This window comes from Streptomyces sp. NPDC002730 (assembly GCF_042888805.1).
In the GTDB taxonomy this organism is placed as follows: Bacteria; Actinomycetota; Actinomycetes; order Streptomycetales; family Streptomycetaceae; genus Streptomyces.
The window spans coordinates 1-1534 of the sequence record NZ_JBIAQG010000070.1 but is presented as its reverse complement, the minus strand read 5'-3'; the positions used below and the strand labels follow the sequence as shown (position 1 = coordinate 1534).

The window sequence follows — 1534 nt, the reverse complement described above, 5'->3', positions numbered from 1 at the left end:
AACACAGTGGACGCGAGCAACTGAGGACAAGCCCTCGGCCTATTAGTACCAGTCAGCTTCACCGGTTGCCCGGCTTCCACATCTGGCCTATCAACCCAGTCGTCTACTGGGAGCCTTAACCCCTCAAGGGGGTGGGAGTCCTCATCTCGAAGCAGGCTTCCCGCTTAGATGCTTTCAGCGGTTATCCTTTCCGAACGTAGCCAACCAGCCATGCCCTTGGCAGGACAACTGGCACACCAGAGGTTCGTCCGTCCCGGTCCTCTCGTACTAGGGACAGCCCTTCTCAAGACTCCTACGCGCACAGCGGATAGGGACCGAACTGTCTCACGACGTTCTAAACCCAGCTCGCGTACCGCTTTAATGGGCGAACAGCCCAACCCTTGGGACCGACTCCAGCCCCAGGATGCGACGAGCCGACATCGAGGTGCCAAACCATCCCGTCGATATGGACTCTTGGGGAAGATCAGCCTGTTATCCCCGGGGTACCTTTTATCCGTTGAGCGACGGCGCTTCCACAAGCCACCGCCGGATCACTAGTCCCGACTTTCGTCCCTGCTCGACCCGTCGGTCTCACAGTCAAGCTCCCTTGTGCACTTACACTCAACACCTGATTGCCAACCAGGCTGAGGGAACCTTTGGGCGCCTCCGTTACTCTTTGGGAGGCAACCGCCCCAGTTAAACTACCCATCAGACACTGTCCCTGATCCGGATCACGGACCCAGGTTAGACATCCAGCACGACCAGAGTGGTATTTCAACGACGACTCCCCCTGAACTGGCGTCCAGAGTTCACAGTCTCCCACCTATCCTACACAAGCCGAACCGAACACCAATATCAAACTGTAGTAAAGGTCCCGGGGTCTTTCCGTCCTGCTGCGCGAAACGAGCATCTTTACTCGTAGTGCAATTTCACCGGGCCTATGGTTGAGACAGTCGAGAAGTCGTTACGCCATTCGTGCAGGTCGGAACTTACCCGACAAGGAATTTCGCTACCTTAGGATGGTTATAGTTACCACCGCCGTTTACTGGCGCTTAAGTTCTCAGCTTCGCCACACCGAAATGTGACTAACCGGTCCCCTTAACGTTCCAGCACCGGGCAGGCGTCAGTCCGTATACATCGCCTTACGGCTTCGCACGGACCTGTGTTTTTAGTAAACAGTCGCTTCTCGCTGGTCTCTGCGGCCACCCCCAGCTCTGGCAGTAAATGCCGTCACCGGTGATGGCCCCCCTTCTCCCGAAGTTACGGGGGCATTTTGCCGAGTTCCTTAACCATAGTTCACCCGAACGCCTCGGTATTCTCTACCTGACCACCTGAGTCGGTTTAGGGTACGGGCCGCCATGAAACTCGCTAGAGGCTTTTCTCGACAGCATAGGATCATCCACTTCACCACAATCGGCTCGGCATCAGGTCTCAGCCTTAATGTGTGACGGATTTGCCTATCACACGGCCTACACCCTTACCCCGGGACAACCACCGCCCGGGCTGGACTACCTTCCTGCGTCACCCCATCGCTTACCTACTACCACCTTGGGCC

The 1534-nt window shown here is 56.6% G+C and carries 1 rRNA gene; it reads right to left on the bottom strand.

Going from position 1 to position 1534, the window contains the following annotated elements:
- Window positions 1-22: 22 nt before the first annotated feature.
- Window positions 23-1534 (bottom strand): 23S ribosomal RNA (locus tag ACFYXH_RS42465); the annotation flags it as partial.